General features: G+C 69.3%; 20 protein-coding genes and 1 tRNA gene. 15 read left to right on the top strand and 6 right to left on the bottom strand.

From position 1 onward, the window contains the following. Positions 1-520: 520 nt before the first annotated feature. Positions 521-1,240, bottom strand: a complete 720-nt coding sequence (locus tag RY94_RS06055) for a FadR/GntR family transcriptional regulator (RefSeq protein WP_043442720.1) — start codon at positions 1,238-1,240, stop codon at positions 521-523. A gap of 148 nt (positions 1,241-1,388) precedes the next feature. On the opposite strand from RY94_RS06055, the gene RY94_RS06050 reads away from it, so the two are divergent. Together RY94_RS06050 and RY94_RS06045 are read left to right on the top strand one after the other, a co-directional pair. Further along, a complete protein-coding gene (locus RY94_RS06050; RefSeq protein WP_043442718.1) occupies positions 1,389-1,907 on the top strand; it encodes a gluconokinase in 519 nt (172 codons plus the stop codon). Positions 1,908-1,947: 40 nt separating this feature from the next. Further along, positions 1,948-3,348: a GntP family permease gene (locus RY94_RS06045; RefSeq protein ID WP_043442715.1), complete on the top strand. Its 1,401-nt coding sequence runs from the start codon at positions 1,948-1,950 to the stop codon at positions 3,346-3,348. 183 nt (positions 3,349-3,531) lie between these two features. Here RY94_RS06045 and RY94_RS06040 read toward each other — a convergent pair whose 3' ends face one another. Then, complete coding sequence (locus RY94_RS06040; RefSeq protein ID WP_052274014.1) at positions 3,532-4,230, bottom strand: LysR family transcriptional regulator substrate-binding protein; 699 nt, start codon at positions 4,228-4,230, stop codon at positions 3,532-3,534. A 54-nt stretch (positions 4,231-4,284) separates the two neighbouring features. On the opposite strand from RY94_RS06040, the gene RY94_RS06035 reads away from it, so the two are divergent. The 4 genes from RY94_RS06035 (at position 4,285) to RY94_RS06020 (ending at position 10,590) form a co-directional block, all read left to right on the top strand. Continuing rightward, the gene (locus tag RY94_RS06035; RefSeq protein ID WP_043442711.1) at positions 4,285-4,677 is read left to right on the top strand and encodes a DUF5997 family protein; all 393 of its coding nucleotides are present in this window, start codon (positions 4,285-4,287) and stop codon (positions 4,675-4,677) included. A gap of 98 nt (positions 4,678-4,775) precedes the next feature. Continuing rightward, complete coding sequence (locus tag RY94_RS06030; protein WP_197060603.1) at positions 4,776-5,567, top strand: hypothetical protein; 792 nt, start codon at positions 4,776-4,778, stop codon at positions 5,565-5,567. Next, entirely contained in the window at positions 5,564-7,171 is a 1,608-nt protein-coding gene (locus RY94_RS06025) for a DNA polymerase Y family protein (protein WP_082046096.1), read from the top strand. Before RY94_RS06030 ends, RY94_RS06025 begins: the two co-directional genes overlap by 4 nt. Then, a complete protein-coding gene (locus RY94_RS06020) occupies positions 7,171-10,590 on the top strand; it encodes an error-prone DNA polymerase (RefSeq protein WP_043442708.1) in 3,420 nt (1,139 codons plus the stop codon). The genes RY94_RS06025 and RY94_RS06020 overlap by 1 nt, the downstream gene beginning before the upstream one ends. Before the next feature lie 60 nt (positions 10,591-10,650). Here the strand turns inward: RY94_RS06020 and RY94_RS06015 are convergent. After that, a tRNA-Leu gene (locus RY94_RS06015) sits at positions 10,651-10,733 on the bottom strand. A 316-nt stretch (positions 10,734-11,049) separates the two neighbouring features. On the opposite strand from RY94_RS06015, the gene RY94_RS06010 reads away from it, so the two are divergent. Genes RY94_RS06010 through pknB form a run of 7 tightly spaced genes read left to right on the top strand, consistent with a single transcriptional unit; the run spans position 11,050 to position 20,588 of the window. Next, complete coding sequence (locus tag RY94_RS06010) at positions 11,050-11,790, top strand: FhaA domain-containing protein (RefSeq protein ID WP_043442706.1); 741 nt, start codon at positions 11,050-11,052, stop codon at positions 11,788-11,790. Next, entirely contained in the window at positions 11,787-12,275 is a 489-nt protein-coding gene (locus RY94_RS06005; protein ID WP_043442704.1) for an FHA domain-containing protein FhaB/FipA, read from the top strand. Before RY94_RS06010 ends, RY94_RS06005 begins: the two co-directional genes overlap by 4 nt. A 44-nt stretch (positions 12,276-12,319) precedes the next feature. Next, positions 12,320-13,906 carry a protein phosphatase 2C domain-containing protein gene (locus RY94_RS06000; protein ID WP_082046162.1) on the top strand — a complete coding sequence of 529 codons (1,587 nt, stop codon included), beginning with the start codon at positions 12,320-12,322 and terminating at the stop codon, positions 13,904-13,906. Beyond that, on the top strand, positions 13,899-15,329 hold the full coding sequence (locus tag RY94_RS05995; protein ID WP_043442700.1) for an FtsW/RodA/SpoVE family cell cycle protein: 1,431 nt from the start codon (positions 13,899-13,901) through the stop codon (positions 15,327-15,329). The genes RY94_RS06000 and RY94_RS05995 overlap by 8 nt, the downstream gene beginning before the upstream one ends. Further along, positions 15,326-16,768 (top strand): peptidoglycan D,D-transpeptidase FtsI family protein, encoded by a 1,443-nt coding sequence (locus tag RY94_RS05990; protein ID WP_043442698.1) that lies wholly within the window; start codon positions 15,326-15,328, stop codon positions 16,766-16,768. The genes RY94_RS05995 and RY94_RS05990 overlap by 4 nt, the downstream gene beginning before the upstream one ends. Further along, entirely contained in the window at positions 16,765-18,588 is a 1,824-nt protein-coding gene (locus RY94_RS05985) for a protein kinase domain-containing protein (RefSeq protein WP_082046095.1), read from the top strand. Before RY94_RS05990 ends, RY94_RS05985 begins: the two co-directional genes overlap by 4 nt. A 35-nt stretch (positions 18,589-18,623) precedes the next feature. After that, on the top strand, positions 18,624-20,588 hold the full coding sequence (gene pknB, locus RY94_RS05980) for a Stk1 family PASTA domain-containing Ser/Thr kinase (RefSeq protein ID WP_197060602.1): 1,965 nt from the start codon (positions 18,624-18,626) through the stop codon (positions 20,586-20,588). Here pknB and RY94_RS05975 read toward each other — a convergent pair. Next, positions 20,585-21,229 carry an aminodeoxychorismate/anthranilate synthase component II gene (locus RY94_RS05975; RefSeq protein WP_043442695.1) on the bottom strand — a complete coding sequence of 215 codons (645 nt, stop codon included), beginning with the start codon at positions 21,227-21,229 and terminating at the stop codon, positions 20,585-20,587. The genes pknB and RY94_RS05975 overlap by 4 nt on opposite strands. Before the next feature lie 304 nt (positions 21,230-21,533). On the opposite strand from RY94_RS05975, the gene RY94_RS05970 reads away from it, so the two are divergent. Then, positions 21,534-21,782: a cell division protein CrgA gene (locus RY94_RS05970; RefSeq protein WP_043442692.1), complete on the top strand. Its 249-nt coding sequence runs from the start codon at positions 21,534-21,536 to the stop codon at positions 21,780-21,782. A 223-nt stretch (positions 21,783-22,005) separates the two neighbouring features. On the opposite strand, the gene RY94_RS05965 is transcribed toward RY94_RS05970, so the two are convergent. Both RY94_RS05965 and RY94_RS05960 read right to left on the bottom strand, forming a co-directional pair. Next, positions 22,006-22,881: a rhomboid family intramembrane serine protease gene (locus RY94_RS05965; RefSeq protein ID WP_043442689.1), complete on the bottom strand. Its 876-nt coding sequence runs from the start codon at positions 22,879-22,881 to the stop codon at positions 22,006-22,008. Positions 22,882-22,886: 5 nt separating this feature from the next. Beyond that, the gene (locus RY94_RS05960; protein ID WP_043442686.1) at positions 22,887-23,429 is read right to left on the bottom strand and encodes a peptidylprolyl isomerase; all 543 of its coding nucleotides are present in this window, start codon (positions 23,427-23,429) and stop codon (positions 22,887-22,889) included. Positions 23,430-23,594: 165 nt separating this feature from the next. On the opposite strand from RY94_RS05960, the gene RY94_RS05955 reads away from it, so the two are divergent. Further along, positions 23,595-24,566, top strand: coding sequence for a hypothetical protein (locus RY94_RS05955; protein WP_052274012.1), 972 nt, complete (start codon positions 23,595-23,597; stop codon positions 24,564-24,566). Positions 24,567-24,617 lie beyond the last annotated feature (51 nt).

Genomic DNA, 24,617 nt, shown 5'->3' with positions numbered 1-24,617 from the left:
CGCCGCAGTCGCCGCGTGGTGGGGTCCGCTCGAAGAGCAGCCGGGTGCCAAGGGTCCCCAAGGGAAAGACAGACCGCCGCCGAGGAAGACTGGCAGAACTCGAAAGGAACGGTCTCGAGGACCCGTGGAAGGGTCGGCCGGAACGCCTTGGGTGCCGGATCTTCCTACTTCAGGAACTTGGACGTTCTCCGGTCCGCCAAGATTTCGCCGTTCGTCTGGCAGGTGGGGCAGTACTGCAGCGCCGGCATGTCCAGCCCTCAGCGAAGCCTTACCCTGATGCTGCCGATGGAGTTCATCCTTCTTGAGGACCTTCCGGACCTTGAGCATGCGAGTTTGTCGCGCTGGTGCCGCCCGCGAAAATCTCGGGCCGTCTCCGCTGGTCTACAGGACGAGGTCGAACCGGACCGGCTCACGACCGGAGCGAACGCCACCTCATCTGAGTACGGGCGGCCCATCCCGTGCCGCCCTCAGGTCAACGCGTGCAGTATCGCGAGGACTTCACGTCCCCTGGTCGCCCTGCTCAGTCGATGGCCTCGCTGACCTCGGCAAGCAGCGATTCCATGCACGCCTCCGCCGTCGCGGCATCACCGCCCCTGATCGCGGATGCCACCTGCTCGTGGGTCCACAGTGCGTGTTCCTTCGGATGGTGCGGCATGAGGCCCTGTCGGGTCCGGCCCGAGAGCACCTCGGCGATCACCTCCCGCAGGGCCAGGAACATCTCGTTGCCGCTCGCCTCGAGGACGAGCGTGTGGAACTCGATGTCCGCCTCCAGGAACTCCTCGAGCAACCCGGCTTCGCCCAGCCGCCGCAGGTCCTCCCCGAGCGCCGCGATCCGCAGGCGTTGCGTCCCGGAGGCGTGCCGGGCCGCAAGGGCCGCCGCGACCGGTTCGACGGCGCGGCGCAAGTGCGTGAGGGAACGGAACTGGTCCGCCCGCCCCGGGCCGTGGAGCCGCCACCTGATGACCCGGGGATCGTAGACGTTCCACCGCTCGGGGCCCTGCACCACGAGTCCGATCCGGCGTTTGGGCACGATCAGGTTCATCGACTCCAACACCCGCATGCAGTCCCGCACCACGGTGCGCGAGACCCCGAACTGCTGCTGCAGGCCCTCGATCGTCAGCCGCGTGCCCTCGGGCAGCACGCCGTCCGCGATGTCCTGGCCCAGCGCGTCGATGATCCGCGTGTGGAACACCGCGGCTGCCTCCCCCGGTGATCCCGCCGGTACTGACTGCGACGTCATCGTCCTCCTCCATGCGCCGGCGGCCACCCGGCCGATCCCCTAACGATAGAGCGATCGTGCAAACCCGAAAAGGTACTACCTTTGGCGTGAAAGGTGTTACCTTTACTCCGATCGCGAACCGTTCCACAGCACCGACAAGGGAGTCAGCATGGATGCACAGCCACACCATGTGGTCGTCATGGGTATCTCCGGGTCCGGGAAGACCACCATCGCCTCCCGCCTCACGGAACGGCTCGGCTGGGTGTTCGCCGAGGCGGACGACTTCCACCCCGCGGCGAACATCGCGAAGATGACCGCCGGCACGGCGCTCACCGACGAGGACCGCTGGCCCTGGCTGGAGTCCATGCGCGCCTGGATGACCCTCCAGGCGCAGGCGGGCCGCAGCACCGTCGTCACCTGCTCAGCCCTGAAGCGTTCCTACCGGGACCTCCTCACCGGGGCAGAGGGCCAGGTGCGGTTCGTGCACCTGCTCGGCGACACCGATCTCATCCTCGAGCGCATGAAGACCCGCAGCGGCCACTTCATGCCGGAGTCGCTCCTGCCGTCGCAGCTCAGCACGCTCGAACCCCTGGAACCTGATGAGCTGGGCATCCGCATCCAGAACACCGGTACGCCCGACGACGTCACGACCCACGTCATCGACCAGCTCGATCTGCCCAGCAACTGACCCCCCACCCCCGATCCGCACCACTTTCAATGGAGAAAACATGACCATCGAAGGATGGACCCAGAGCCTCACCGCCGGTCCGCTCCTCCTGATCGCCGCAGCGGCCATCCTCGCGCTGCTGTTCCTGATCATCAAGCTCCGCATCCACGCGTTCGTCGCCCTGATCCTCATCAGCCTCGCCACCGCCTTCGCCACCGGGATCCCCACGTCGCAGATCGTCCCCGTGATGGTCAGCAGCTTCGGCAACACGCTCGGCGCCGTGGCGCTGCTGGTGGGCCTCGGCGCGATGCTGGGGCGCCTGGTCGAGACCAGTGGCGGCGCGAGGGTGCTCGCCGACTACCTCATCCGGGCCTTCGGCGAGAAGCGGGCACCCCTCGCGCTCGGCGTCGCCTCGCTGATCTTCGGCTTCCCCATCTTCTTCGACGCCGGCCTCGTGGTCATGCTGCCCATCGTCTTCTCCGTCGCCCGACGCCTCGGCGGCGGCGTGCTGCGCTACGGACTCCCCGCCGCGGGCGCCTTCTCCGTCATGCACATCTTCGTCCCGCCGCACCCGGGACCCGTCGCCGCGTCCGAGTTCTTCGGTGCGAACGTGGGCCTCGTCATCATGATCGGCCTCCTCGCCGCGATCCCCACCTGGTACGTGACCTCCTACCTGTACGGCCTCTGGGCCGGCAGGAAGTACGTCCTGCCCGTCCCCGAGCTGCTCGGCACGGCCGACGAGCACGCCGAGGCGAACCCGCCCAAGTTCGGCACCGTCGTCGGGATCCTGCTGCTGCCCCTGGCACTGATCTTCCTCAATACGGGCCTGAACACGCTGGCCCGCTCGGGTGCCGTGGACGAGAGCGTGACGGAACAGGGATGGTTCCAGCTCCTGCGCATGCTCGGGGAGACCCCCGTGGCCCTGCTGATCACCCTCCTCGTGGCGTCCTACGTGCTCGGCCGTCGCCGCGGGATCGACAAGACCGCGCTGGAGAGCACGCTGGAATCGGCGCTCGGCCCGGTCTGCTCCGTCATCCTCATCACCGGCGCCGGCGGCATGTTCGGCGGCGTCCTCCGGGCCAGCGGCATCGGCGACGCACTCGCCGACGTCCTCGGCGATCTCGGCATCCCGATCATCTTCGCCGGCTTCCTGATCGCCGCGATCCTCCGCATCGCCCAGGGCTCGGCGACCGTGGCACTGACCACCGCCGCGGGCCTCATCTCCCCCGCGATCCTTGCCGGCGACTACAACGGCCTGCAGCTGGCAGCCCTCGTGGTGGCCGTCGCCGGCGGTTCCGTGGTGGCGAGCCATGTCAACGACTCCGGCTTCTGGCTCGTGGGCCGCTTCTTCAACATGGACGTCAAGACCACCCTGAAGACGTGGACCGTCATGGAGACCACGATCGGCGTCATGGGCTTCGCCATCGCCACCGCCGTCTTCGCCCTCGCTTCCGCAACCTGACGCATCACGGCAGCACCGGCCCGTCCCGCATCGCGCGGGGCGGGCCTTTCCGTGTCCGGGTAGCAGGTCGCGGGCCAGGGAGCAGATTGGACCCGCGATCGCCTTCGGCGCGCACCTGCGGCGGGTCACTGCGCCACACACCCGCCCCAACTGCGCACCGGGCAGGCCTCCACCGCGGGGAGGTCAGCGCCGTTTCCCGCGGGACCCTGCAGGACGCGCAGGCTTCCGCGGCTTCCCGGCCCCCTTCTGCTCGCGGGGATTCCCGCCGGCCGCGGCCTTCTTCGCGGCGGCCTTCTGGGACGCGGTCCTCTTCGGGGCCTCACGCTGCGACGGCTGCCGTGAACTCTGGGCCGTGCGTCCGCGCACGATGCCGATGAACTCCTCGACGTCCTCGGACTCGTCCTCCACACGCCAGGCGATCCCGATGGTCGTCACGGGAAGCCCCGGGACGGGGCGGTGGACGGCGTCCTTGCGTGAGTACAGGCGGGCGAGGGACATCGGCAGGACGACGACGCCGGCGCCGGTCGCGGCGACCTCCACGGCAGTCTTCGGGCCGCCGCACTCCTCGATGTCGAGCAGGGACTCCCCCTCGAGTTCCCCGAGCGGTACGTCGTCGTAGAGGGACAGTTCGTTGTCACGCGCCATGACCGCGACGGGCTGCTCCTCGTAGAGGGGGATCAGGTGGATCCCGGTGCGCTCCACCGGCAGGCGGACGAAGACGACGTCGTCGGATCCGTCCAGCAGCGCCGTCAGGGCGTCGTCGTGCTGGTGGAGTGCGAGGTCCACCCCGGGGTGCCGTTCACGCCACCGGGCCACCCACTTCCCCGGCGTCACGCCCGGCACGAAGCCGACGGACAGGGTTCTGGGCTGGTCTGCGGGCATCTGATCACAGTAGCGCCTGCCGACGACGGCGAGGCGGACGGTTAAGCTGGGACCATGACTCCCGCGAAAACCCCCCAGACCCTGAAGCCCGCCACGGCGGCCAAGAAACTGGGAATCTACCTGCCCGCCACCCCCCAGGACTTCCAGGAGGCCGAGCTGACGCGCGCGGAGTTCGACGAACTGCAGCAGACACCTCCGGAGTGGCTCGCCGAACTGCGCCGCACCGGCCCGCACCCGCGCCCCGTCGTCGCGCAGAAGCTCGGCATCTCCATCGGCGGACTGGCACGCGGTGGCCTCACGGATCCCCTGACGAGCGAGCAGATCACCGCCCTGCTGCAGGATCCCCCCGCATGGCTGGTCACGGAGCGGGCCACGCAGGCGGCCGTCCGTGCGGAGGCCGCGCGGGTGAAGGAACGCGACGCCGCACGCAAGGCGACCGACGCCTGAGCACCGCACGGGACAAAGTCCCATGCGTCACACGGGCCCCGGCCCAGGAGTGAGGCACGACGATTGACTTATTCGAACACCTGTTCGAATATTGACGAGTGACGCCTCCAGCTGCCGGCTCCGCCCTCGACAGGGACGAGCCCTCCCCCGATGCCGGGAGGACGCGGCAGGGGGCGGCCGGCGGTCGGGGAATCCAGGACACCACCCTCGACCTCCAGGCCCGCATCAACAGCATGCAGGCCACCACGCTCGACTCCCGCCGCCTGCCCACGGTTCCGGCCCTCGCGCACATCCTGCCGGGCGGAGGCCTCCAGTCGGGGGGCTCCTACACCGTCCGCAACTCCACCACCCTGGCCATGGCCCTGCTCGCCGGCCCCTCCTCGACCGGCGCGTGGTGCAGCGTCGTCGGCATGCCGGACTTCAGCGTGGAGGCGGCCGAGGGCTTCGGCATCAACCTCGACCGCCTCATCCTGGTCCCCGATCCCGGCTCCCAGTGGCTCACGGTCACCGCGGCCCTCGTGGACGTGGTCTCCGTCATCCTGACCCGCGCCCCGGACCACCTGGCGCCCACGGAATGGGCCCGGCTCAAAGCACGCCTCCGGCAGCGCGGAGCGGCACTCATCACCCTCGGTAACTGGAAGCAGAGCGACTCCACCCTCGGCGTGGCGGAGAGCGCCTGGGAGGGCCTCGGGTCGGGCTCGGGCCACCTGCGGTCCCGGCGCCTGAAGATCACCGCGACCCAGCCCTCCGGGCGGCTCCGCCACGCCTACGTGGGGCTGGCGGACCTGCAGGACACCTCTCCGGAGGCGCCCACCGCCCTCGCCCCTCCCGGACCCTCCTTCGCCACGGCGTCCACCCTGTTCGAACCACGGCTGATGAAGTCCTCGTGACGGCCACACCGCCGGCAGGGACGGCGACCGCCACCCGGACCATGATGCTCTGGTGCCCCGACTGGCCTATCACGGCGGCCCTGCGCGAGCATGCGCTGCCCGCCGACACGGCACTCGTCCTCGTGGACCGGGGGGAGGTCTTCGCCTGCTCCCCCGCAGCACGGCAGGACGGCGTGAGGAGGGGATTGCGCGTCCGGGAGGCCCAGGCCCGCAGCACCGGACTCGTATCCCTCCCGTACGACCCGTCGCTGGACGAGCGCACCTTCGAACCGGTGACCGCGGCCGTGGAGACGATCATGCCCGGTGTGCAGGTCATCCGCCCCGGGCTGTGCGCCATCAGGATCAAGGGCCCCGCGCGCTACTACGGCGGCGAGCGCGGGGCCGCGGACGTGGTCTTCCGGACCCTCGCGGCCATCGGCCTCAGCGACCTGCGGATCGGCATCGCGGACGGCCCGTTCGCCGCCGAACAGGCCGCCCGGGCCACCGACGAACTGGACGACGACGTCGAGCAGCTGGTCGTCATCCCTGAGGGTGGATCGCCCTGGTTCCTCGGCAGCTACCCCCTGGACGTCCTCGAACAGCCGAAGCTCACCGTGCTGCTCAAGCGCCTCGGCATCCGCTCCCTCGCGGATTTCGCGGCGCTCAGGGCCTCCGACGTCCGCAACCGCTTCGGCGCCGAGGGTGCCCTCGCGCACCGCCAGGCGAGCGGACTCGACCACCGGGACGTCGTCGCCCGGACGCCCCCGCCGCACCTGGACGTCACCGCTGATTTCGAGCCACCCCTCGCCCGCATCGACCAGCTGGCCTTCGCGTTCCGCACCCGGGCCGGCGAGTTCGTCGACGGACTGCGGGAGGCGGGACTGGTGTGCACGGCGCTGCAGGTCCGTCTGCACACGGAGTCGGGCGAGGTGTCCGAGCGCCGGTGGCGGCATCCGCGCTGGTTCGACGCCGAGGACGTCGTGGACCGCGTGCGCTGGCAGCTCCAGGGCACCAACGCCTCGGACCACGGCCTGACCTCCGGCATCACGAGGGTCCACATCGTGCCCGACATCGTGGAGGACCTCGCCGACCACGCGGACGGCCTGTGGGGCACGGGACCGGACGCGGGGATCCACCACGGACTGGCCCGCGTGCAGAGCATGCTGGGCCACGGCGCCGTGCTGACCGGGATCATCGCCGGGGGTCGGCTCCTCGCGGACCGCCGGGTCCTCATCCCGTGGGGAGACGCACCGGCCGGCCCGCAGCAGTCCTCGACGGCTAAGGCCAGGGACCGTACGCAGCCCTGGCCGGGCCGCCTGCCCGGTCCGGCACCGGCCACGGTGTTCGCCGACCCCGTGCCCGCCGTCGTCGTCGATTCCCGGGGCAAGCCGGTGGACGTGGACCCCCGCGGTCTCCTGACCGCCGATCCCTCCTTCTTCAGCGCCGGGCCCCACGACGATCGGCGGCCCGTGCACTCCTGGGCGGGCCCGTGGCCGATCGACGAACGCTGGTGGGACCCAGCGGGGCGCGTCCTCAACCGCTTCCAGCTGGTGGACCACTCGGGATCGGCCTGGCTCCTGCTGCTCGAGGACCACGCGTGGTGGGTCGAGGCGAGCTACGACTGATGGGCTGGAACAACCCCCCCATCCCGTGGTCGGACTTCGAACGGAACCTCTCCGACACCCGGCCCGGCGCGCCGCCCGTCGGGGCCGACGGCGGCGACAGCCCTGCCTGGTCCCGCAAGCGCCGGCCCTACACCGCTCCCGCCGGGGTCCCGGCCCCCGAGGGGCCCGTGGTGCCGTACGCGGAACTGCATGTCCACTCCAACTTCAGCTTCCTGGACGGCGCCTCCAGCCCGGAACACCTCGCCGAGGAAGCCCGGCGGCTCGGACTCACCGGCATGGCGCTCACCGACCATGACGGGCTGTACGGCGCGGTGCGCTTCGCGGAGGCCGCCGAGAAGCACCCCGGGATCTCGACCATGTACGGGACGGAACTCTCGCTCGGCCTGTCCCGGCCGCAGAACGGGGAGGCCGACCCGGAAGGGCGGCACCTGCTGGTCCTCGCCCGCGGATCCGCCGGCTACCACCGCCTGTCCACGGCCATCACCGACGCCCAGCTCCACGCGGACGCCGAGAAGGGGAAGCCCCGCTACGATCTCGAACGCCTCGCAGGGCATGCCGCCGGCCAGTGGATGATCCTCACGGGCTGCCGGAAGGGTGCGGTCCGCTCGGCGCTCGTCGCTGCGGGTGAGTCCGCGGCCGAGGCCGAGCTCCGGAACCTCGTCGAACTGTTCGGCCGGGAGTCGGTGGCCGTCGAGCTCGTCAACCAGGGCAATCCCCTGGACACGGCGCACAACGACGCCCTGAGCGCCGTCGCGGCCCGCGTGGGGCTGCCCACCGTGGCGACCAACAACGTGCACTACGCGACACCGGAGCAGCACCGGCTCGCCTCGGCCCTTGCTGCGGTCCGGGCCCGCCGGAGCCTGGACCAGATGGACGGCTGGCTTCCCGCGGCCGGCGCCGCCCACCTGCGCAGCGGTGCGGAGATGGCGCGGCGTTTCAAGCACTACCCCGGGGCGGTGGAGCGCACGGTGGACATCGCCGCGGACCTCTCCTTCACCCTGCGCAGCGTCAGGCCCGGACTGCCGACCATCGACCTGCCCGAGGGCCACACCCAGATGAGCTATCTCCGCGAACTCGTGTGGCAGGGGGCCGACAGGCTCTACGGGAGCCGGACCGACGTCCGCGACCGCATCGAACGCGAGCTGGACGTCATCGAGAGCAAGAACTTCCCGGGCTACTTCCTGATCGTCCACGACCTGGTGCACTATGCGCGCCGCAACGGCATCCTGTGCCAGGGACGGGGCTCGGCCGCCAACTCCGCGGTCTGCTACCTGCTGGAGATCACCGCCGTCGATTCCATCAAGTACCAGCTCCCCTTCGAGCGCTTCCTCTCGAGCATGCGCGACGAGGAGCCCGACATCGACGTCGACTTCGACGCGGACCGCCGTGAGGAGGTCATCCAGTACGTCTACCGGAAGTACGGGCGCTTCAACGCCGCCCAGGTGGCCAATGTCATCACCTATCGTCCCAAGTTCGCCGTCCGGGACATGGCGAAGGCCCTCGGCCACAGTCCCGGCCAGCAGGACGCCTGGTCGCGGCAGATCGAGCGGTGGGGCGGGCTCGTCTCCAGCACCGACCACGACATCCCCGAGTCCGTCGTGGGCCTGGCGCAGGAGGTCCTGACGTTCCCCCGCCACATGGGGATCCACTCCGGGGGCATGGTGCTCACCGATCGCCCCGTGGGAGAAGTATGCCCGATCGAGCATGGAAGGATGGAGGGGCGGACGGTCCTGCAGTGGGACAAGGACGACTGCGCCTGGATGGGGCTGGTGAAGTTCGATCTGCTGGGTCTCGGCATCCTCGCGGCGATCCAGTACAACTTCGACCTCGTGGAGCGGCATCTCGGGGAGAAGTGGGAGCTGCACACGATCCCCAAGGAGGAGCAGGGCGTGTATGACATGCTGTGCTTCGCGGACTCGGTGGGGGTCTTCCAGGTGGAGAGCCGCGCGCAGATGGGCATGCTCCCACGGCTGCAACCCCGACAGTTCTACGACCTCGTCATCGAGGTGGCCCTCGTGCGGCCCGGACCCATCCAGGGTGGCGCCGTCCATCCCTACATCAAGCGGAAGACGGGCGAGGAGGAGGTCCGGTACCTCCATCCCGACCTCGAACCGGTCCTCGAACGGACCCTCGGCGTCCCGCTCTTCCAGGAACAGCTCATGCAGATGGCGATGGTGGTGGGCGGCTGCTCCGGGGCGGACGCAGACCTCCTGCGCCGCGCCATGGGATCCAAGCGCGGCGAGGAGCGGATCGACTCCCTCAGGGCCACGCTGTACGAGGGCATGGCCGCCAACGGGATCACCGGCGACGTCGCGGACACCATCTACAGCAAGATCCACGCCTTCGCGAACTTCGGCTTCGCTGAGAGCCACTCGATCAGCTTCGCCCTGCTGGTCTACGTGAGCGCCTGGCTGCGCCTGCACTACCCCGGGGCGTTCCTCGCCGCGCTCCTGAGGGCGCAGCCCATGGGGTTCTATTCACCGCAGACACTCGTCGCCGACGCCCGGCGGCACGGAGCCGTGGTCCTGCGGCCCGACATCCTGCACTCCGGGGTGCACGCCGACCTCGAACCGCTCGAGGGCTACGAGCCCGCCGATGATCCGGCCGGGCGCACCACCGGGACGGACTGCTGCACGGAGGACGAGCAGCCCCCGGTCGGCTACTTCGACCAGGACACGCCGTTCGACTCGACAGCCCACCGCCGTGACGGCAACTACGCGGTGCGGCTCGGGCTGGCCGGCGTCGACACCGTCGGAGAGAAGCTCGCCGGGAGGATCGTCGCCGAGCGGGATCGCAACGGGGCCTACGAGGACATGCCGGACCTCGCGCGCCGTACGGGTGCCACCGCGGGCCAGCTCGAGGCCCTCGCGGCGTCCGGTGCCTTCGACTCGATGGGCCTGAGCCGCCGCGAGGCACTCTGGAACGCCGGACCGGCATCCACCGAGCGCGAGGGCCAGATCAGGGGCACTGCCGTCTACATCCAGCCTCCCCTGATGCCCGAGCTCTCGGACATCGACAAGGTGGGCTCCGACCTGTGGTCCACGGGCATCACCCCTGACGACCACCCCGTGCGCCATGCCCGGGCGCGGCTGAAGCGCCGCGGCGCCCTGACGGCGCAGGAGCTCAGGACGTCCGAGTCCGGCCGGCGGATCGAGGTGGCGGGAGTCGTGACACACCGGCAACGACCGGCGACGGCGAGCGGGATCACCTTCATGAACCTGGAGGACGAGACGGGACTGGTGAACGTCATCTGCTCCGTGGGGGTGTGGCAGCGCTATCGCCGCGTCGCCCGGGAGGCCGGCAGCGTGATCGTCAGGGGCATCCTGGAGCGGTCCGCCGAGGGGATCGTCAACGTCGTGGCGGACCGCATCGAGGTCCTGCAGCTGAAGGCGACCACGAAGTCCCGCGACTTCCGCTGACGGTCCCGGACATGACGAAGGGCCCCCGCTGAGCGGGAGCCCTTCCGAGTCGTTCATCTGTGCGCGAGGGGGGATTTGAACCCCCACACCCTTTCGGATACTGGCACCTGAAGCCAGCGCGTCTGCCGTTCCGCCACTCGCGCAATTTCGAGATTCCAACATCTGCACCCGGCAGGTGTTGTGAACAGCAGAGATAAGCATAACGGAGCGCGGTGGCAATTACCTAAACCGCCCCCAGGACGGGCCCCGGGGCGTACCTGCAGGGTCCACGACGGCGGACGATCGTTAGGACAAAGTAATCCTCGACGTGACGGCTTGGAGCCCATTCGCAGGGGCTCCCAGTAGTATCGGATGGAACATGCCCGGCTGGACATTCCCATGACCATGGCCGGGCCACGCCCCTCAGCACCCTGCTGACCGGGGACCGGACACCTGTGTGGCAGGGGGAGGAGGCGGAAGATGGGCATTCTCGACAACGTGGAGCGTGGACTCGAGAAACTGGTCCGCGGAGCCTTCACCACCGGGGCCCGCTCCCAGGTGCAGCCCCTCGAGATCGCCAGCGCCCTCCGCAAGGAACTGGACAACCGGTCCCTCGTCCTCGCGCAGGGCCGCACCCTCGCCCCCAACGTGTTCACCGCCCGGCTGTCCGATTCCGATTTCGAGCTCGCACAGCAGTGGGGCTCCGCCCTCGCCGAGGAACTCTGCGACGTCGTCATCGCGCATGTGAACAGCCAGCACTACAGCCTCCAGGGACCCGTCCGCGTCTCCTTCGAGCACGATCCGGAGCTCAAGGCCGGCGTCTTCGAGATCGATTCCTCCATCGAGAAGCAGACCGCCGCCCAGCGCTCCCCGGGCCCCTCCGCGCCCACGGCCCCCCGCCGCCAGCCCACGCGCTACCAGCCGATCCTCGAGATGGACGGGCAGCGGTACTCGATCAATTCCGGCTCCATCGTCCTGGGCCGCTCCTCGGAAGCGGACATCCTCGTCGACGACACCGGGGTCTCCCGGCGCCACCTCGAGATCCGGGCGCAGGGCGGCCGGATCTACGCCGTCGACCTCGGCTCCACCAACGGCAGCTACGTCAACGGGCAACGGGTCATCGGGCAGGCCGAACTCACCGACGGGTCCACGATCACCATGGGGCGCTCCCGCATGACGTTCCATCTCCTCCCCACACAGGACGGGGCGGGCCACCGATGAGCGAGGCCGGAGAGCTCACCGTCACCCTGTTCCGCTTCGGGTTCCTGATCCTGCTGTGGGTCCTCGTCCTCAGCACGGTCGGGGCCCTGCGCCGCGACCTCGCCGTAGGACGCCGCAACAGGGTGGGGGCTCCGACGGCGCGCGAGATCCGCAAGAATCCCGAGCTCGTGGAGGAACCTCCCCCCGCACGCACCTCCGCACGCCGCCTGGTGGTCACGGAAGGTCCCCTCACCGGCACCAGCCTCGACCTCGCAGCGAGCCCCATCCTCCTCGGCCGCGCCCAGGAAGCCACCCTGGTGCTCGAGGACGACTACGCCTCGGGCCGTCACGCCCGTCTCTTCCCGCAGGGCAGCCGCTGGTTCATCGAGGACCTCGGCTCCACGAACGGCACCTACCTCGCGGGAGCCCAACTGACGCGCGCACTGCCCGTCGAACCGAATGTCCCCATCCGGATCGGTAAGACGGTCATCGAATTGAGGCCGTAGGCGTGCAGCTTGCCCTGAGGTTCGCTGCCCGCTCCGACGTGGGCATGGTGCGGGCGAAGAACGACGACTCCGCGTACGTGGGCCGTTACCTGGCCGTCGTCGCCGACGGCATGGGCGGCCACGCGGGCGGCAACGTGGCGTCGGCCTCCACCGTGCTCGACCTGGTCCACCTCGATCACGGTGCGCACGACGGCGACGCCGGGACGCACCTGGCCGACGAGATCCAGACCGCGAACTCGCTCCTGTCCGAACTCGTCGCCACCAACCCTCAGCTCGCCGGCATGGGGACCACGGTCACGGCGATCCTGCTCGAGGGCAGCACCCTGCAGCTCGCCCACATCGGCGACTCCCGCGCCTACCGCCTCAAGGACGGCGTCTTCGAGCAGATCACCACGGACCACACGTTCGTCCAGCGCCTCATCGAGGAAGGGCGGCTCAGGCCCGAGGAAGCGGAGACCCACCCGCACAAGAACGTCCTCATGAGGGTCCTCGGCGACGTCGACGCGAGCCCGGAGCTGGACCTCGCGCAGTTCGACGCCGAACCCGGCGAACGATGGCTGCTCTGCTCGGACGGCCTGAACGCGGTCCTGCAGGACCGCGCGGTGGAGCAGGTCATGCGCGAGTCGAAGGGCATCCGCGAGTGCGTCGACACCCTCGTCGAGCTGACCCTCGCGGGCGGCTCCCCGGACAACATCACCGTCGCCGTCGTCGAGGTCATCGAAGCGGACGACGACGACGCCTTGCCGCCGGTGTCCATCCCGCCCGCGCGGCAGGCGGCCGGGGAACGCGACACACCGACCGACCCCGATGCGGCCTCCCACGAGATCGACCGGAACGGCGACCTGCCCGGTGCGGCGATCCGCGCCGACATCATCCGCCAGGACCTGCTGACGAGGCCCCACGTGCTCGTGGGGTCCGCGGCACTCGCGACCGAGACGGGCCAGATCCCGATCGTGACCCAGCGGTCCACGGAACGGCGCGCCGCGATGATGCTGACCCACAAGGCGGAGCCGGAGGTCAGCGACGATACCGAGGACGAGGCCCCGGCGGGGAAGAAGCGCTGGTTCGTCCCCGCGACCCTCGCCCTCATGAGCCTCATCCTGATCGCCGTCGTCGGCCTGGGCTACACCTGGACCCAGACGCGCTACTACGTGGCGGACTCCGAGAACCGCGTCGCGATCTACACGGGGGTCCCCCAGCGGATCGGGCCGATCAGCCTCAGCGAACTGTACGAGGTGACGGACATCCCCGTCTCCAACCTCCCCGAGTACCAGCGGTCCCAGCTGTCCAACACGCTGCCGGCAGCGAGCCTGGAGGAAGCCGAACGGATCGTCGGCGATCTGCGCAGTGAACTGCGAGCCGTCAGCTGCGATCCGGCACCCTCCTCGACGGCCCCGGCATCGCCGCGCCCGACCTCCGGTTCCACAGCCGGCGGAGCGGCGCCCACGGGTACGGCATCACCGCAGCCCTCCGGGTCTCCGTCGGCCACCGGGACCGCGGGGTCCACCCCGTCGTCGTCTCCATCGTCCTCGTCCGGTCCCGCCGCGGGGTCCGCGTCGCCGCAGCCGACGTCGTCGTCCCCCGCCGTGTCGTCCCCAGCCGTCGAATGTGAAGGTGCAGCAGATGAGTGATGTCCTGACCGCGCCCCGGTCGCGGCGCAACGTCGAGCTGCTCCTGCTCCTCCTCGCGCTGACCGTCGCCATCGCCGCCAGTTACCTGGCGGGCGTCGATCGCGAGGAGGCGTTCAGTGAGTTCTTCTGGACCCAGGGGCTGACCCTCACCCTCATGAGCCTCTTCCTGCATATCGTCCTGCGTCTCCGGGCGAAGTATGCTGATCCGCTCATCCTTCCGATCGTGGTGGCGCTGAACGGGATCGGCCTGGCCATGATCCACCGCCTGGACCTGTCGGCGCTGCAGGCCAACCCGGAGATCGACCCCGTCGCATCACAGCAGGTCATGTGGACGGCCGTCGCGATGGGCGCCGCCGCCGCGCTCCTGATCCTGCTGCGGGACCACCGGCTGCTGCGCCGTTTCACGTACATCTCGCTGATCGTCAGCGCCGTCCTCCTCCTGCTGCCCCTCGCCCCGGCCCCGATCGGCCTCGAGATCAACGGGGCGAGGATCTGGATCTCGGTGGGCTTCGGCACCTTCCAGCCCGGCGAGATCGCGAAGATCACCCTCGCCATATTCTTCGCCGGGTATCTTTCGACGAATCGTGACCTGATCCTGCTGGCGGGCAAGAAGCTCGGCCCGCTCCAGCTCCCCCGCTTCAAGGACCTCGCGCCCATGGCAGCCGCCTGGGTCGTGAGCATCGGTGTGCTGATCTTCCAGCGGGACCTCGGCTCGTCCATCCTCTTCTTCGGGCTGTTCATGGTCATGATCTACGTCGCGACGAGCCGTGTCAGCTGGGTACTGATCGGCCTGGCCATGATCGGCGTCGGCGTCTTCGTGGCCCTCGAGCTGTTCAGCCACGTCGCGCTGCGGTTCGACTCGTGGATCAATGCCTTCGCCCCGGAGGTCTACGACCGCGCGCCGGGCGGCAGCCACCAGGTGGTGCAGGGACTGTTCGGCCTGGCCAACGGCGGACTCGCCGGCACGGGCTTCGGCGCAGGGCGTCCCGACCTCGTCACGTACGCCAACAGCGACATGATCATCGCCGCACTGGGAGAGGAGCTGGGGCTCATCGGCGTCGTCGCCGTCGTGATGCTCTACGTGCTCCTCGTCTCCCGGGGAATCCGGGCGGCCCTCGGCACCAAGGACGGTTTCGGCAAGCTCCTCGCCTGCGGCCTCTCCTTCACCATCGCCCTGCAGTGCTTCGTGGTCATCGGCGGCATCACGCGGCTGATCCCCCTCACGGGACTCACCACGCCGTTCATGTCGGCCGGCGGCTCCTCCCTGCTGGCAAACTGGCTCATCGTGGCCCTGATCCTGCTCATCTCCGAGTCCGCGCGCCGTCCGGTGTCGACGGCACCCATGAAGGACTCGTTCCCCGAAGCGCTCGGGGTCAACGGCAGACCCATGAAGAAACGGACCGCGAAGGTGGCCACCCGATGAACCAGGCCATCCGCAGGGCATGGGTCGTGGCGATCAGCATGTTCGCCCTCGTCCTCGGTTCCCTCACCTACGTGCAGTTCTTCCAGGCGCAGGAGCTCAAGGACAACCCCTGGAACAGCCGCCAGCTGTACCAGGACTTCGGCCGGCAGCGCGGTGCGATCCTGGTGGACGGCCGTGCCGTCGCCGAATCCGTGCCCTCGAACGACCAGTTCAACTACCAGCGCGTGTACAACGAGCCGGAACTGTACGCGCACCTGAGCGGGTACTACTCCCTCTCCCTGGGGTCGTCCCAGCTCGAGAAGACGGAGTCGGAGATCCTTGCGGGAACCAGCAGTTCCCTGTTCTACGACCGCGTGGTGACCCTCTTCTCCGGCGTCGATCCGCAGGGCGCCTCCGTGGAGCTCACGATCGACCCCCAGATCCAGCAGCTCGCCTCCGACCTCATCCCCGACGGCCAGCGCGGCTCGATCGTGGTGATGGAGCCCTCCACCGGCAACATCCTCGCGATGGTCTCGAAGCCCTCCTACGATCCCAACCTCCTGGCGGGGCATGACACGGCGGTCATCGAACAGAACGCGGCGGAACTCTCCGAGCAGCCGGGACTCTCGATCTACCTGAACCCGGCGACCGAGGCCCTCGTCTCGCCCGGATCCGTCTTCAAGCTCATCGACGCCGCCGCGGCCCTCGAGTCCGGGGAGTACGACGCCGAATCGCAGATCCCGAATCCTCCGGCCCTCGAGTTCCCGGGGATCGAGTACACCCTGCCGAACTTCGTCTCGGGCGGCTGCGCGAGCAGGACGACGGCGGACCTGGAGTTCGCGCTGGAACAGTCGTGCAACACGCCCTTCGCGCAGATCGCACTGGACCTCGGGGAGGAGGCCATCCAGGAGCAGGCCGCGAAATTCGGGTTCGGCGAGGAGATGTACATCCCCACCCGCGTGATCGCGAGTACCTTCCCGTCGGACCTGACGGATCCGGAGTTGGCGCAGTCCGCCGTCGGCCAGTTCGACACGCTGGTGACCCCCCTCCAGATGGCGATGGTGTCCGCGGCGATCGCGAACGACGGACAGCAGATGAAACCGCAGCTCGTGAAGTCGGTCAGGGCCGCGGACCTGGAACTGATCGACTCGCCCCAGCCGGAGTCGCTGCGCCAGTCGGTCAGCCGGGACACCGCCGACCAGCTCACCGAATGGATGGTCAACGTGGTGGACAACGGCACGGCGGTGGGGGCACAGGTACCCGGTGTCCGGGTGGCCGGCAAGACGGGGACCGCGGAGTTCTCCACGACCGGCGACAACGCATGGTTCACGGGCTTCGCACCCGCGGACGACCCCCAGGTAGCCCTTTCGATCGTGATGGAGAACGTGGACATCCCCACTGGTCAGCAACTGACCTCACCCAGTGCCAAGAGACTCATAGAGGCGGTGTTGAACAGATGAGGCCCACGTCAGGCATCACCCTGGGCGGCAGGTTCGAACTGACCGAGCGGATCGCCATCGGCGGTATGGGCGAGGTGTGGAAGGCCCGGGACCAGATCCTCGGCCGTGTCGTCGCGATCAAGATCCTCAAGGAGGAGTACTCGGGTGATCCCGCGTTCCTCAACCGCTTCCGGGCGGAGGCCCGCCACACGGCTCTGCTGAACCACGAAGGCATCGCGAACGTCTTCGACTACGGGGAGGAGGGCGGATCCGCGTACCTCGTGATGGAGCTCGTTCCCGGGCAGCCGCTCTCGGCCGTCATCGAGAAGGAACAGGTGCTCTCCCCCGACCGCACGCTCTCGATCGTCGGGCAGACCGCCACGGCTCTCGCCGTCGCGCACCGCCAGGGCCTGGTGCACCGCGACGTGAAGCCGGGCAACATCCTCGTGATGCCGGACAGCCGCGTCAAGATCACCGATTTCGGCATCGCACGGCTGGCCGACCAGGTACCGCTGACCGCTACCGGGCAGGTCATGGGGACGGCGCAGTACCTCGCGCCGGAGCAGGCGACCGGCCAGCCGGCAACGGGCTCCTCCGACATCTACGCGCTCGGCGTCATCGGGTACGAACTGCTGGCCGGGCGACGCCCGTTCTCCGGCGAGTCCCAGATCGCGATCGCCCTCGCCCAGGTCAACGACGCCCCGCCGCCGCTCCCTCAGTCCATCCCGCGTCCGGTCCGGGGGCTCATCGGCTCCATGCTGGCCAAGGACCCCGCGGACCGACCGCGCGACGCCGAATCCCTCGCACGTGCCGTCGATGCGATCCGTGCCGGTGACATCCGTGCCGCGGAGGCGGCCGTCCCGGGCCTGCTGTCCTTCGCTGACGATTCAGGCATCGCGACCGCAGCGATTCCCCGCCAGGACACGCAGGCGACGACGACGGTGCCTGCACCGACGACATCGGCGCTGCCCACGGTCGCCGCACCTGCCGCGGCCGGCGCGGCTGCCGGCCTCGCGGCCTCGCGGAACTGGTCGGAGGACGACGTCGACGCGCCCGCCCCGACGGACCGCGACGAGGACGAGAACCGCCGGAGCCCGTGGCTGATCCCGCTGATCGTGCTCCTCCTGCTCGCGCTCGGCGCCATCGCCTTCCTGGTCCTGCAGCCCCTGCTGGCCGGTGGCGGGGATGATCCGGCGCCGGCGGAGACGAGCACCTCCGCGAGCCCCGCACCGGCGACCTCCCGCACGTCGTCGCCGTCGCCGTCGCCCACCTCGCCGTCACCCTCTCCCTCCCCGAGCACGACGGAGGCCGATCAGGTGGTCATCACCCCGAGCCAGTACCTGGGCCGGCCCGAGGCCGAGGTCTCGGCGGAACTCGGCGGCCTCGGGTTCCGCGTCGAATCCCAGCGGGAGTCCTCCGCCGAGTACGCCGAGGGCCTGGTGATCGGTGTCGCCCCCGTCGGAGCGCTGAGCCCGGGGGAGACCATCACCCTCACCGTCTCGGCCGGACCGGAACAGGTCTCGATCCCCGCCGGACTCCAGGGACGGACCGAGTCCGAGGTCCAGGCCGCCCTGGTGGACCTCGGTTTGCGGCCCGTGAACGCCGGCAGCGAGGAGTCCGAGCAACCCGAGGGGACGATCCTGCGGACGAACCCCGGGCCCGGGGCCGAGGTGCCGGTCGACAGCGAGGTGAGCTACATCGTCTCGTCCGGGCCTCCCCCGACCCAGGCGCCCGCGCCGGCCCCACCGCCGGCAGCTCCGACCACGCCCCCGGCGACGGCCGCGGCGACGGCACCGACACCTACACCGACGCCGACACCGACAGCCACCTCCGGCCCGTGACCGGCGACCCGAGACGGCACGGAGAGGATGGCGATGTGACAACCACCGAGCGCGTCCTGAACGGGCGCTACGAGGTCCGTGAACTGATCGGCCGCGGCGGCATGGCCGACGTGCACCGGGGGGTGGACCTGCGCCTCGGCCGATCGGTCGCCATCAAGGTGCTGCGGAAGGACCTCGCGAGGGATCCGCTCTTCCAGGCGAGGTTCCGGCGGGAGGCCCAGGCCGTGGCCGGACTCAACAACCCGAGCATCGTGGCGGTGTACGACACGGGCGAGGAGGAGATCCCCGACCGGCCGCAGCACGAGGTGCGGGTCCCGTTCATCGTGATGGAGTACGTGGAGGGGCTCACCCTGCGGGACCACGTCAAGGCCGGTGACCTCACCCCGGAGGACAGCGTCACCTACGTGGCGGGTGTCCTCTCCGCCCTCGAGTACAGCCACCGGGCGGGCATCGTCCACCGCGACATCAAACCCGCCAACGTGATGATCACGCCCGCTGGTGCCGTCAAGGTCATGGATTTCGGCATCGCACGCGCCATCGCCGATTCGCAGGCCACCATGACGCAGACGCAGGCCGTGCTGGGGACGGCGCAGTACCTCTCGCCCGAGCAGGCTCGCGGCGAGACCGTCGATGCGCGGAGCGACCTGTATTCGACCGGCTGCCTGCTGTTCGAACTGCTCACCGGACGGCCACCGTTCATCGGTGACAGTCCCGTCTCCGTCGCCTATCAGCACGTGCGGGAGGCACCACCCCGTGCAGGCAGCCTGAACCCCGAGGTGACCCCGGCGCTGGAGTCCGTGCTGGACCGGGCGCTCCAGAAGGACCGCGACCACCGCTTCGAGGATGCGGGCGCTTTCCGGAGGGCACTGCTCGACGCCGGACGCGGTGTGGTGCTCGCCCCTGCGGCCGGTGACGCCACCGAGGCGATGGACGTCACGGCGTCGCGGGTACATCCGGCGACCCTGGGTGCGGCCGCGTCGGCGGCCGGCGGACCGGGCACGCGTGCCATGGACAGGGTGTCGGGTGAGCATTCGCCGGCGGAGCGGGACCTCCTGCCGGACGACGACGACGGCCGGCTGGACGTCCTGCGCGGCGGGGACGAGCCGGACGAGCGGAGGGAGCGGCGGCGCAGGGCGTCCCGGGCAGCCTGGACCACGGTGTTCTTCGTGGCGGTGCTGCTCGTGCTCGCCGCGGGCTACTTCGTGATCACCTCCGTGAACAACCAGCCGGTCCAGGAAGTGGCGGCGGTGGATGTCCCGGACCTGGTCGGCATGCCGGAAGCCGATGCGCGGGACGCCATCGTGGACGCGGGCCTCACTCCCTCCACGGACGAGGAGTTCAACGCGTCGGTCGACGCCGGGGACGTCATCTCCTCCGACCCGTCGGCGGGTGCGTCGGTCGAACCGGACTCCCGCGTGAACATCACGGTGTCCCTCGGGCCGGCGAACGTGGTGCTGCCCGAATCCCTGCCGGGCCTCACCGAGTCCTCGGCACGCGATGCACTCGAGGACCTGCGCCTGAGGGGTGGGGAGGTCACCGAGGAGACCAGCGCCGTCGTCGCACAGGGAAGGGTCATCACCACGAGGCCGCAGCCCGGGCAGTCCGTGCCGGTCGGCAGTACCGTGGACCTCGTGCTCTCCAGCGGCAGGGTGACGGTTCCCCTGCTCACCGACCTCACGGTCGCGCAGGCGCAGGCCCTGCTCGAGGACCCGGCCGTACAGCTGCCCTTCAGCGTCCGTGAGGTCGAGAACAGCGTCGTACAGCCCGGCATCATCACGGCACAGTCGGAGCCGGCGCAGTCCGAGGTGGCGCAGGGTACGGAGATCGTCCTCACCATCGCGAAGGCACCGGCGGAACCCACCCAGGCCCCGACGGAGGAGCCCACCCAGGAGCCCACCCAGCAGCCGACCGGGACACCGGCCAATCCCCCGAGCGACGAGCCGGAGGGCCGGCCGACGGGGGAGCAGTCGGAGCCGCGGCCTACGGAGGGCTCGGACTAGCGGGCGATCAGCGGGCTGAGTCCTTCCGACAGGGCCGATGCACCCTCGAGGCCCAGGGACTCGAGCCAGTTGCCGAGCATCCGGTACCCGCCCTCGGTGAGCACCGATTCCGGGTGGAACTGGACGCCGCACAGCGGCGCGCTCCTGTGCTCGAGGCCCATGATGATGCCGCTGGCCGTGCGCGCCGTAACCGTGAGTTCGGCCGGGACGTCGTCGCTGACGGCCGCGAGCGAGTGGTACCGCGTCGCCGTGACCGGCGAGGGGAGCCCGGCGAACACGCTGGTCGCATCGTGTTCCACCAGGGACGTCTTGCCGTGCATCAGCTCGGGCGCGTGCGTGACGGTGCCACCGTAGGCCTCCGCGAGTGCCTGGTGCCCGAGGCAGACCCCGAGCATGGGTTTGCCGTTCTCTCCGCACCACCTGATGAGGTCGACACACACCCCGGCGTCGGCGGGCGTCCCCGGGCCCGGGGAGATCAGGACTCCGTCGCGCGAGGCGGCCATCTCCTGCACCTCCGCGAGTGTGAGGTCGTCGTTGCGGACCACGGTGGTCTCGGCACCGAGTTCCTGGAGATACCCGACCAGCGTGTAGACGAAGCTGTCGTAGTTGTCGACGACGAGGATTCTGGTGGTGTCAGCCATGAGCTAGGGGGAACCAATCGTTGAATCAGTGAGCGGGTTGGACTGGGAGACCAGGGGAACACGAAGAGCATCAGCACCGAGTAAGCAATAATACGCTCCTGCGCACCGGACCCCGGACCTGGCCATTGCCGCTGCCGCCCCGGGGTTGCACGGGTATCGGACGGTTCTTGGCTAGAATCAGGGGGATATCCGGGCCGCCGGACGTTGTTCTCCTTCAGGCTAGCCTGCGGGTCCGGGCACGGAATGGCGGCCGGTACGACCACCGGTGCAGCTGACCACAGCCGTGCCCTGCCGAGGAGAAACCGTGCCCGAGTCGAAGCCCCGTAAGAGAGCCAGGTCCGCCGCTCCCGCCGTGAAGTCCTCGCAGCCGAAGCCGAACCCCGTCTGGTACAAACCCGTCATGTTCGGCCTCATGATCATCGGCCTGCTCTGGATCATCACGTTCTACATCTCGGAATCCCGCTTTCCCGTCGAGGCCTGGGGATCGTGGAACATCCTCGCCGGCTTCGGCATCGCGATCGTCGGGTTCCTCATGACCACACGCTGGCGGTAGCTCTCCGCTCTGTACACACGCTGTGCAGAAAGTTATCCACAGATGTGCACAGAATTGTTGATGGTCCAGCGAGAGGCCCGAAATCCCGGGCGAGGCTTATCCACAGCTGTGGAATTACATGTGTGTAAGTTATCCCCCGTGTGGATAAGGGGTGTGGACAACTCGGGAGGGCCGGTGCGATGCGCACCGGCCCTCCCGCGTCCGTTCCGTCGTCAGCAGCGTCCTAGAACGGGAGAAGTGAGACTCCCAGAACGGTCAGCAGGACCAGGAGCACGACGACGCCTCCCAGGCCCAGCCACTGGAGACGTGCCTGACGGGGACCGCGGGGGACGTAGGCGATCACTGCGGCGCATGCGGCGCCGGCGACGAGCCCGCCCAGGTGGGCCTGCCAGGCGATCGATGGCACCAGGAACCCCAGCGCGGCGTTGATCGCGATCAGGACGACGATCTGTCGGACGTCCCCGCCGCGCTTCCGCTGGACGATGAAGAGCGCCCCGAACAGGCCGAAGACCGCGCCGGAGGCACCGACGACGCCCTGACCGGGGTTCCCGGACAGCAGGAGGACGCCGACCGATCCGCCCAGGGCCGAGATCAGGTACAGCGCGAGGAACCTCGCCCGTCCCAGCGTGGGCTCCAGGGCCTTCCCGAGGATGTACAGCGCATACATGTTGAAGGCGATGTGCAGATACGAGCCCGGCGAGTGCAGGAAGGCCGCCGTCAGCATGCGCCAGGGCTGGGCCGGCAGCGCCCCCTCCACTCCGGCGGTGAAGACCGGGGCATAGATGAAGGCGTTGGTCACCCCGGGCAGCACCAGCTGCAGAAGGAAGACCACCACGCAGATACCGATCAGCGTGTAGGTCACCACGGTCGTGCCCCCGCGCACCACGCCGCCGAACGCGGTCCGGTAGACCGGAGCACCGGCGGCCTGCTCCCGGACGCAGTCCACGCACTGGAAACCGACCGCCGCGGGCCGCTGGCAGTCCGCGCATGCCGGCCGGTCACACCTCTGGCATCTCACATAGCTGACGCGGTCAGGGTGCCGTGGGCAGACCGGGGCCGGCTGGCTTCCGGCGTCGGGCGCGGGGACACCGTAGGACATCTGGGTTAGAGCTGTTCCACGGTGATGCTCTTGATGACGACGTCCTCGAGGGGCTTGTCCCTCATGTCGGTGGCGATCGAGTTCAGCTTCTCCACCACGGCACGCGACTCCTCGTCGGTGACGTCACCGAAGATGGTGTGCTTTCCCTGCAGCCACGTGGTGGGCACGGAGGTGATGAAGAACTGCGAGCCGTTGGTGCCGCGCCCGCCCTGCGTGCCGGCGTTCGCCATCGCCAGCTTGTAGGGCTCCTTGAAGGAGAGGTCCGGGTTGATCTCGTCGTCGAACTTGTACCCGGGGCCGCCGGTGCCCTGGCCCAGGGGATCCCCGCCCTGGATCATGAAGTCCTTGATGATGCGGTGGAAGATCGTCCCGTCGTAGAGGGGAGCGTTGCTCTCCTCACCGGTCTGCGGGTGGGTCCAGGCGATCTCGCCGGTCGCGAGGCCCACGAAGTTCTTGACCGTCTTCGGCGCATGGTTGCCGAAGAGGTTCACCTCGATGTCGCCCTGGTTGGTGTGGATGGTCGCTTTTGCTGTCGGAATAGCAGTCATCAGGCCATTCTTCCATGCGGCATCTGACAATAAGCTGGAGCAGGGCCATTCCGCGCACAGTGAAACGGCAGCCTCCCGGGCATTCCGCCTGCCGTCCGGATAGCACCCTCTGCCCATGCAACGTAGGCTGATCAAAACGAGTAACCACCCCCCTTGGAGGTTTTTGTGAAGAAGAACGAACGCGCCACCCACGAACTCGAAGAAGGCGTCGCACTCGGACTGGCAGCCGCTGCCGGACTGGCCGCCGCACGGGAATGGGCCACGCCACGCGTCGACGCCGCGTACGAGTGGGCGAAGCCGCGCTGGGAGAAGGGCATCGAGACCGCCGGTCCCGCCCTGCAGGACTCCGTCCGCAAGGCCTCGGAGGGAATCTCCGGTGGTATCGCCGGTGGTATCGCCGTCGTCGCGCCGAAGATCCAGGACGGTATCGACAAGGTGGGCCCGCGCATCTCGCAGGTCATCGACGACACCACGCCGAAGATCCAGGGAACCCTCGACAAGGCGGCTCCCGCGCTGAACTCGGCGAAGGTCAAGGTGGTCGACGACTACCTGCCGACGCTGTCCACCAAGCTGGGCGACGCAGCGGACACGGCGTCCCGCTCGCTCGCCTCCGCACACGTGCCGCCGGCCGTCGAGAAGGCCGTCATCAGGATCACCGGTGACAAGAAGGCGGTCAAGAAGGCACAGAAGCGCCTGGTGGCCGCCACCCTGCAGGCCTCCAAGGACCTGAAGAAGAGCCAGCGACGCAAGAAGGGCAAGGGCTGGCTGATCGTCGGCATCGTCCTGAGCGCGATCGTGGCGGGCGTCGCCGTCTGGCGGGCCTCCAAGCCGGTCGAGGACCCGTGGAAGACGCCGGCTCCGATCAAGGCGGCGCCTGCTCCGGTGTCGAGCGAGAAGACCCGCGAAGCCAAGGAGGTCGTCACCTCCATCAAGGAGGCGGCCGATCGCGCCGCAGCCTCCGAGGGCGACGTCAAGAGCGACGTCAAGAGCGACGACAAGGCGAAAGCCGCGAACGACGCCAAGAACGATGCCAAGGTCAGGGCCGCGGACGCAGCCAAGGCCGTTGCCGACAAGGCGAAGGACGCCACGGAGGCGGCGAAGCACGCCGCCAAGCCGTCGGACGACTCGAAGGCCTGATCCGGCCGCAGCGCATGGAAGAACCCCCGGCCACAGGCCGGGGGTTCTTCC

Origin of the sequence: Arthrobacter sp. L77 (genome assembly GCF_000816565.1) — a bacterium.
Taxonomy (GTDB): Bacteria; Actinomycetota; Actinomycetes; order Actinomycetales; family Micrococcaceae; genus Arthrobacter_D; species Arthrobacter_D antioxidans.
This window is presented reverse-complemented; position numbering and strand designations above follow the sequence as displayed.